Raw genomic sequence first — 8,475 nt, forward strand, 5'->3', positions numbered from 1 at the left:
GATAAAGCCCTGCTTGAAGCTAGTAGCCTTGTTTGATTCTGTTAAATTAGTCTGGGCTTTTGCTTCTAAATCCGCAATTTTTCCTAAAAACTATCTGATTTCAATATCTGGGTGAGGTACCTGGTCCTAGGTTAATTGGAGTAGGGAGTAGGGAGTAGGGAGTCGGGAGTCGGGAGTCGGGAGTCGGGAGTCGGGAGTCGGGAGTCGGGTCGAAAATTATACCTATATCACCATCTGACCATTTGACCCATCTATTTTTTAGGAGAAGAAAACAGCTATACCTCTGTTCCCCTGAAGCTTTGTCTGTTCCAATTCTTAAGAAACGAGCCATTCTATCTAGCCCTAAGCTATGAAAATGATTTACACTGCTGTGGATGTGATTATAGATTTGAGTGATTGCCTATGCTCTATACTCAAGAGTACATAAGGGAAACTGAAGCAACCCGTGTGCGGGTACTCAGTGAAGCACTACCCTACATCCAAAAGTTTGCTGGTCGCACAGTCGTGGTTAAGTATGGTGGTGCGGCAATGAAAGACAGCAATCTCAAAGAACAGGTGATCCGGGATATTGTATTCTTAGCTTGTGTAGGTGTACGACCAGTCCTTATCCACGGTGGTGGTCCGGAAATCAATAGCTGGCTGGGGAAATTAGGGATTGAGCCACAATTTAAGAATGGTCTGCGGGTTACCGATGCTGCCACGATGGATGTAGTGGAGATGGTGCTGGTGGGTCGGGTGAATAAAGAGTTGGTCTCTGGGATTAACTACGCCGGTGGTAATGCTGTCGGGCTGTGTGGCAAAGATGGTAACTTATTCGTAGCACGCCCAGAAGGTCAAGAGGGTATTGGCTTTGTTGGGGAAGTGAGCACTGTGGATGTGCGGCTAGTAGAGTCTTTGGTCAATAGTGGCTACATTCCAGTAGTGTCTAGTGTGGCGGCTGATGATACTGGCCAAGCTTACAATATCAATGCTGACACGGTGGCCGGTGCGATCGCAGCTGCTTTAGAAGCAGAAAAGCTGATCTTGCTGACTGATACCCCTGGGGTTTTGAAGGATCCTAAAGACCCATCTAGCCTGATTCGTCAGCTAGATATTCAACAATCACGGCAGTTGATTGAGAGTGGGGTAGTCTCTGGTGGGATGATTCCTAAGGTGAACTGCTGCGTGCGATCGCTTGCTCAAGGGGTACGTGCGGCTCATATTATTGATGGTCGCATTCCCCATGCCCTGCTCCTGGAAATCTTCACCGATGAAGGAATCGGTTCGATGATCGTGGCATCAGAATTTACTAACTAAGGACACAGGGAAAATGGCAACTAGGAAATTGTTAATTGAAAATGTCAATTAATAATTAATGATAGCGTTTCTCGTAGCTATGAGGTACACATTATTTTTTACCTCTTCCCTCTTCTCTCTTACCTGTTCCCTGCTCCCTGCTCCCTGCTCCCTAAAAACCCGAAATTTGTACCTCACAAGTCGTAGAATTGCTATATTAACAAATGACTAATGGCTAATGAAAAATTTTCCCTTGAGTACCAGTCAGGAAAAGCCGCATTTGAACGAGGAGAATATCGTGCTTCTATAGAGCATTTGACCACAGCCAGAAATCTGGTAAATCTATCCTCTCGGCTCGGGGGAGAGGTGCAAATGTGGTTGGTGATGGCTTATGAGGCAGCTGGGCAAAAAGCGGAAGCGATCGCACTTTGCCAACAGTTGACTAGCCATCCTGACCTAGACACCTCCAAACAAGGTAAAGATTTACTCTATATTCTGCAAGCTCCTCAGCTTACTAGACCAGCAGAATGGATGACCAACATTCCTGACTTAGGTGCGATCGCAGAAAGTGACGACCGGGAGAGTTATGTGTATAGGTCTTTTAGCGATCGCAAGCAGCCTAACCTAGGATTGGTACCAGAACCCCTAGATCCTGCTGAGATTAACACTAAGGATAATCAATTTGTCTGGCTAGCTGTTGGTTTGGTGAGTTTAACCCTGGGTGGATTGATTTGGTTTGGGCTTTGATATCACTAGCAGAGACTGTTTCTTGAACTTTGCTTAAATCCAAGGGTTGGGTGGGTCGCACCGCGTCGCAAAAAGCGCGGGGTCGCACCGCTCCCGACTCCCTCAAACCCACTTCTAGTAAGTCCCTCACCGAATTAAAAACTGCTAGAGTCAGTTAATTAACTATCTGGGGCGGTTTTTTTATCTGTCACTTTGCTAGAAAAAATACCTTTCTTGCTGATACTTTTCCAATACATTACTATACCTGTAACTAACATAAAAATTAATCCTAAACCATTTAAAAGTACATAAATCGGCCTCAGTTGATCACCAAGATATTCTCCTTCGTGAATCGCCATTAAAAAGTGGGTTTGATCTTTAGAAAGCCCAAACCAGGCTCTCCCTAATCTATAGGCTATCCCGGTGATTGCTGTGATCATGAAAGGCAGTACGATGATTGGAGCTAAGGTACTATGCAGTTTACGTAAAGTAGGCTTATTCATAGGATTTGGGCTGGTTTTTGAGATTCTATAACATGATTACAACATGCTATTGTATTGGTTTTAGGTTATATATGTAACAAATCGACCTATTGTTTCATAAATCCCTAAGGACACTAAGAAAAAAAGGAGAAGGGTTGGTGAAGTTAAATTTTGTGAGTTTAAGGCAGTTGGTTAGTGGAACTCTGAGGCATTTACGGGTTCTGGGGGTGATTGTGCTGGCATCAGTGCTACTGTCTGGTTGTGTCAAATATGATCTTGGGGTCAGGTTTGACGGTGAACACCATGGCAAGATTGTCCAGCAGATCAAGCTTGGAGAACAGCTGACAAAGTTGAGCGATGCTGAGGCGACCGAATGGCTCAGAAGTCTCGAAAGTCGGGCAAAGCAGCTTCAGGGCAAAACTCAGCGCCTCTCAGACCGAGAAATTGCGATCGCAATTCCCTTTAACAACGGTAAGGAATTAGTATCCAAGTTTGAGCAGTTTTTTAACCCAGTTGGTCACCCAGAAGATTCCCCATTAGCAGCAGAGAGTGATAGTAACCCAAGTTTTAACTCTAATTTACGCCTAGATCAAAACAACTTTTTTGTGGTGCAACGAAATCACTTAAGCTATGACCTGGATTTGCGTAGCCTAGGGGTAATCAACTCTGATAACGGCAAGATTGTGGTTACTGCTGCTTCACTATTCGATTTGCAGTTTAGCCTAGAGACCCCTTGGGGAGCAAACAGTATTGAGAAATCCCCCAATGCCATTCGTCCCACGATTTACGATGATGGACATCAGCTAGTTTGGACACTGCAACCTGGTCAAATCAACCATATCGAAGTGGCATTTTGGCTACCCAGCTCCCTAGGTATTGGTATGATTATTATCATACTGGTGGTATTAGGTGGTTTCTACATAAAATACAAGTCTTTCCCCTGGGAAAGAACTGAAACTAATCAACCAGCAATACCATCAAAGGTGATGTAGTTTAAACCAGTTAGAGTTATACCAGTTAGAGAAACTAGTAATAGCTATTGGTTTCTTAAGGACTAAATTTATCAACATTAACTGGTAAGCATATGCGCTACGCGCACGCTGCGCGAACAGCCTAATGCTGTCAGCCGTGAGCCTTGGCCTTTGGGCCACGCTACGCGAATGGCTCACGCTACGCGAACAGCCTAATGCTTAAAATAAACCTCGAACCAAAAAATTTAAGAGTTCGAGATTTTATCAAATTGAAAGTCTGGGTAAAAGCCCATCTAAGCATTCAACGGAAGTTGATTAAACCGTAGAGTTAAGAATTAAGAATAAAGAATTTGGAATTAAGAATTAAGAATTAAGAATTTGTAATTCTACATTCTACATTCTACATAAGGAATTCTACATTCTACATTCTACATTCTTAATTCTACATTCTTAATTCTACATAAGGCATCAAACTGCTTGGGGTTGCATTTGTGGCTGGAACTGGAACAGGGAGTATACCACATTGCGGCGGATATCGATCATCATTTCCAAGAACATCTCATAGCCTTCCTGCTTATACTCAATCAGGGGGTCTTTTTGGCCATAACCTCGTAATCCCACTGACTCCCGTAGGGCGTCCATGGATTGTAAATGCTCTCGCCAGAGGTTATCGATTTGATTCAAGATAAAGAATCGCTCAGCTTGTCGCATTAGTCCTGGCTGGATTTGATCGACTTGAGCTTCCTTGATATCATAGGCTTTCCGGACTTCTTCATGGAGGAAGGTTTTGATTTCCCCGACCGTCATATCTTCTAGATGCTGTGGTTCTAGATCTTGCAGTAAGTAGACAAATTCTTTGACCTTTCCTACCAAGCTCTGTAAATCCCACTCTTCTGGTGGTAACTCTGGGTTAACGTAGGCATCTACAATATCACTCATGGTCTTTTCGGCATACTGGATGACTTGTTCTTTGAGGTCTAGTCCTTCCAGAACTCGCCGTCTTTCTGCATAAATTGCCCGCCGTTGGTTGTTCATGACCTCGTCATACTCAAATACCTGCTTCCGGGTATCGTAGTAGAAGGTTTCCACTTTTTTCTGGGCATTTTCTAAGGAGCTGGTGAGCATCCCGGATTCGATGGGCATATCTTCCTCAACCCGGAACATATCCATCATCCTTGCTACGCGATCGCCTCCGAAGATTCGCAGAAGATTGTCTTCCAAACTGAGGAAAAATCGGGTAGAACCGGGGTCCCCTTGCCGTCCCGCTCGTCCTCTGAGCTGGTTATCAATACGGCGGGATTCATGACGTTCAGTACCAACAACGTGCAGGCCACCTTTTTCTACCACTTCATCATGTTCTCGGGTGGTGAATGCGTCATATTCCCCTTGAATTGCTTTATAGACTTCCCGCAGCTTTTGAATCACTGGGTCATTGGTGGGAGCATTTTCTGAAGCGATCGCTAATTTCTCTTCTGCTTCTAATTCCGGTAAACTCTGCTGTCCATACTGTTCAACTGCAAAAGTTACTGCCTCTTTTAGGAGTTGTTCCGTTTCCCGGGACAATTTGGTAGGGAAAATCTGAGGGCTAACCTTCCAGCTTTTCGGTTTCTTTCCTGGAGCAAACCCAACAGCGTCCGATTTAGGCTTGGCAGTAGTTACCGCTATGGGGGAAAAGGCTTCGTCTTCCTCGGGCTGCACTATTTTGGGCATAAAATATTCCCGTAGCTTCAGCCGTGCCATGAAGTCAGCATTACCTCCCAAAATAATATCTGTTCCTCGCCCGGCCATGTTGGTGGAAATAGTCAAGGCTCCTTTCCGTCCTGCCTGAGCCACAATTTCTGATTCCCGCTCCACATTTTCGGGTTTAGCATTGAGCAGGTTATGGGGTACGCCCTTTTCGGCTAACAGACCGGACAACAACTCGGATTTTTCTACACTCGTGGTTCCCACTAGCACCGGACGTCCTTGTTCATGGAGTTCAGCACATTCTTCTGCTACTGCCCTCCACTTAGCTGGCTCGGTCTTGTAAACCACATCAGAGACGTCTCGACGTTTAGAGGGTTTGTTAGTGGGAATAATGGTAACTTGCAAGTTGTAGATTTTTTCAAATTCCGCTTCTTCTGTTTTCGCGGTACCTGTCATACCGGCGAGTTTGGGATAGAGCAAGAAGAAATTCTGATAGGTAATGGTTGCCAGGGTTTGGGTTTCATTTTGAATGTCTACCCGTTCCTTGGCTTCTATGGCTTGGTGTAGACCATCACTCCACCGGCGTCCTGCCAACACTCGGCCAGTGAACTCGTCTACAATCACTACTTCCCCATTCCGCACGATATAGTTGACATCTTTCTGAAACAGTTCCTTAGCCTTGAGGGCATTGGAAATATAATGAGCCCAAGGGTCTTTGGGGTCGTACAAATCTTTAACCCCTAGAAGTTGCTCCGCTCGGATAAAGCCTTCATCGGTCATCAAGATGTTACGGGCTTTTTCATCAACTTCGTAGTGTCCTAGTTGTTCACCATTGTCTGGATCTTCTGGATAGAGCATGCGGGCAATGTCTGCTGCCTTAATGTACTTCTCAGTCGGTCGCTCCACTTGCCCAGAAATAATCAGTGGGGTTCGGGCCTCATCAATCAGTACTGAGTCTACTTCGTCAATGATGCAATAGTTAAATGGACGTTGCACCACATCTGACATTGCTGTGGCCATGTTGTCCCGGAGATAGTCAAAGCCTAATTCACTGTTGGTGCTATAGGTAATATCACAGGCATAGTTCTTTTGCCGCTCGACCGGGGACATTCCCGATTGAATCAGCCCGACACTCAGACCTAGGAAGCGATGAACTTGTCCCATCCATTCCGCGTCCCGACGGGCTAAGTAGTCGTTAACGGTTACAATGTGAACCCCTTTACTATCGATGGCATTGAGGTAAGCTGGTAGAGTAGCCACCAGGGTTTTTCCTTCACCAGTTTTCATCTCTGCGATTTGCCCTTTGTGCAGGACAATGCCACCCATGACTTGGACATCATAGTGACGCATTCCCAGAACTCGCTTTCCTGCTTCCCGCACTACAGCAAAGGCTTCTGGCAGAATTTGATCAAGAATTTCATCACGCTCTTGACTAGTGTTGGCTTTCTCCAGCTGCTGTTTGAACTCTGCGGTTTTGCCTCTGAGTTGTTCATCCGATAGGTGCTGGATGTCTTCTTCGAGGAGGTTAACTTCTACAACATCAGGTTGGTACCGTTTGAGTTTACGTGCGTTGGGATCACCAATTAGTCTCTTAAGCATAGCAGGAGAGGGAGATGTATAGTTGTGGGATGTATAGTTGTGCGTTTAGGGACACTTTTATAGATATCCTACCAAACTCCTGTGTCAAAAGATGGGGGAAGATCGGGTAATGGGCAAGGGTGAAGATATTTGTCAATAAAAATGAAAGTGTGGGAAGGGTGGGGAGGGTGGGAGGTGTGGGGAGATGGGGAGATGGGGAGATGGGGAGATTTTTATTAAGGTTAATTAGTCTGACTCTAATAGATAATTGAATACTGATCCAACTATACCTTATTCTCTGGCTTGATTGTCTGACTTGGGATACCGATTCTCTCATCATTCCATCATCTCATTATCCCATCATCTCATCATCGCTTTTCCCTTCCTCCGATCGAGCCACTCTTCCAAGGAGAAATTAAAACAATTAATCGCCGGAATAGGTAAGTAATCATTCTTTTTGAAAGGTATGGTGTCAGGGATTTTAATCCTTCTCGCTGGACTTTTCTGAGGTAAAAGACAATTCCTCTTAAAAAATCCTGCCAGCGTCTGCCCCAGTATTCTTTCTGAATTCCCCCTGGATCAAGACGTATATTGTATGGATTGTAATTATATATATTTAATGAATTGAGTTGAGTTAGACCTTCTTGCTCTGCAAACTGTTCATAAGTGATGCCATTGTGCCGAAACTCGGGATTAGTATCGGGATAAATCCATTCCGATACCATCCAATCTTGACTAGCAAACAAGAATTCTGCACAGTTTTTCGTTACCTGAGCATATTTCAATCTAATCCCAATGGGAATTTCAGCCCAAGGACCATGTTGCCATACGAAATCTGGGTCAAAAAATGCTTTAAATGCCAGGTCTTTGCCATTAATTCTCAGGCGAGCTACCCGACCAACCATGCCAGCTCCAGCTATTTCTACCTCAACCTTCATTCCCCCTGTAGATAGCATTTCAGGATGAATTGGAGCTGGTTGTGTAGGCAAATCCTGGGAGGGCAAATCCTGGGAAAGCATGGCCTTGGCATACAACCCTTTGGAGTTGACCTCTAATTTTTTCCTAGAAGGCTTCGCCTCTACAACAGATTTTGGAGTGTGCTGACATACTCTGGTTTTTTTTACTAAAACAACTGTCTTGTTTACCCTACCTAATCTAAGCCGCACTCTTTTTAGGTAGAGTGTGACGCGGTGTCCTTCTGAGGAGGTACTACTGACATACTTGGCTAATTTATCTAAAAATTGTCTTAACTCTTTGATGGTAATCCCGTTAGTTACATCCAGTAGCTCGGAAGGTGGTGGATAAAAGTATAGCTTTTTTTGACCAGTTGATTTGATCACCTGTTGGCAGAGAGCATGAAATTTCCTGGGAGACATCAGTTTTTGCTGAGCCTGACGTATAATTGGTGCGACGAGTGATTCCTCCCAGTGCTGGTAATCTGCCATAGTTTTATCCTTTTTCTGCCAAATTTATTATTATCTACTGTTTTAACCATCTTTGAGCTCTAAACTTCACACTTCTTAACTGTTTGAGTGAGGGGTGAGGGTTAGGGCGTGTTTTCTTGCCTCGGAGATCCCCCATTATCCCCCTTAAAAAAGGGGGACTTTGAGTATGGCTCCCCCCTTTTTTAAGGGCAGGGCTGTTTCATTCTCGCAAAAAATAGATGGGGAGATGGGGAGATGGGGAGATGGGGAGAATTTTGGACTAATACTCGGGATTTTGGGCAAATTTATCGTTCCCTTACACCAAGGCCGTTA

The 8,475-nt window shown here is 44.7% G+C and carries 9 protein-coding genes; 5 read left to right on the plus strand and 4 right to left on the minus strand.

Annotated elements, in window-relative coordinates; genetic code table 11:
• Positions 1–100: 100 nt before the first annotated feature.
• Positions 101–331, minus strand: a complete 231-nt coding sequence (locus F6K49_RS16835; RefSeq protein WP_293098452.1) for a hypothetical protein — start codon at positions 329–331, stop codon at positions 101–103.
• A gap of 71 nt (positions 332–402) precedes the next feature.
• Here F6K49_RS16835 and argB point away from each other — a divergent pair, with 71 nt between their 5' ends.
• The 3 genes from argB (at position 403) to F6K49_RS16850 (ending at position 2,022) form a co-directional block, all read left to right on the plus strand.
• Positions 403–1,296, plus strand: coding sequence for an acetylglutamate kinase (gene argB / locus F6K49_RS16840; RefSeq protein ID WP_293082671.1), 894 nt, complete (start codon positions 403–405; stop codon positions 1,294–1,296).
• 79 nt (positions 1,297–1,375) lie between these two features.
• Positions 1,376–1,507: a hypothetical protein gene (locus tag F6K49_RS16845; RefSeq protein ID WP_293098456.1), complete on the plus strand. Its 132-nt coding sequence runs from the start codon at positions 1,376–1,378 to the stop codon at positions 1,505–1,507.
• The gene (locus F6K49_RS16850) at positions 1,507–2,022 is read left to right on the plus strand and encodes a hypothetical protein (RefSeq protein WP_293098459.1); all 516 of its coding nucleotides are present in this window, start codon (positions 1,507–1,509) and stop codon (positions 2,020–2,022) included. Before F6K49_RS16845 ends, F6K49_RS16850 begins: the two co-directional genes overlap by 1 nt.
• 158 nt (positions 2,023–2,180) lie before the next feature.
• Here F6K49_RS16850 and F6K49_RS16855 read toward each other — a convergent pair whose 3' ends face one another.
• The gene (locus F6K49_RS16855) at positions 2,181–2,504 is read right to left on the minus strand and encodes a PepSY-associated TM helix domain-containing protein (RefSeq protein WP_293019827.1); all 324 of its coding nucleotides are present in this window, start codon (positions 2,502–2,504) and stop codon (positions 2,181–2,183) included.
• A 137-nt stretch (positions 2,505–2,641) separates the two neighbouring features.
• Between F6K49_RS16855 and F6K49_RS16860 the strand changes: the two genes are divergently transcribed.
• Positions 2,642–3,475: a DUF3153 domain-containing protein gene (locus F6K49_RS16860; RefSeq protein WP_293098462.1), complete on the plus strand. Its 834-nt coding sequence runs from the start codon at positions 2,642–2,644 to the stop codon at positions 3,473–3,475.
• A gap of 143 nt (positions 3,476–3,618) precedes the next feature.
• The gene (locus F6K49_RS16865; protein ID WP_293098465.1) at positions 3,619–3,780 is read left to right on the plus strand and encodes a hypothetical protein; all 162 of its coding nucleotides are present in this window, start codon (positions 3,619–3,621) and stop codon (positions 3,778–3,780) included.
• Positions 3,781–3,922: 142 nt separating this feature from the next.
• On the opposite strand, the gene secA is transcribed toward F6K49_RS16865, so the two are convergent.
• Complete coding sequence (gene secA, locus F6K49_RS16870) at positions 3,923–6,739, minus strand: preprotein translocase subunit SecA (RefSeq protein WP_293098468.1); 2,817 nt, start codon at positions 6,737–6,739, stop codon at positions 3,923–3,925.
• 347 nt (positions 6,740–7,086) lie between these two features.
• On the minus strand, positions 7,087–8,163 hold the full coding sequence (locus F6K49_RS16875; protein WP_293019821.1) for a hypothetical protein: 1,077 nt from the start codon (positions 8,161–8,163) through the stop codon (positions 7,087–7,089).
• Positions 8,164–8,475 lie beyond the last annotated feature (312 nt).

Source organism: Moorena sp. SIO3I6, from assembly GCF_010672095.1.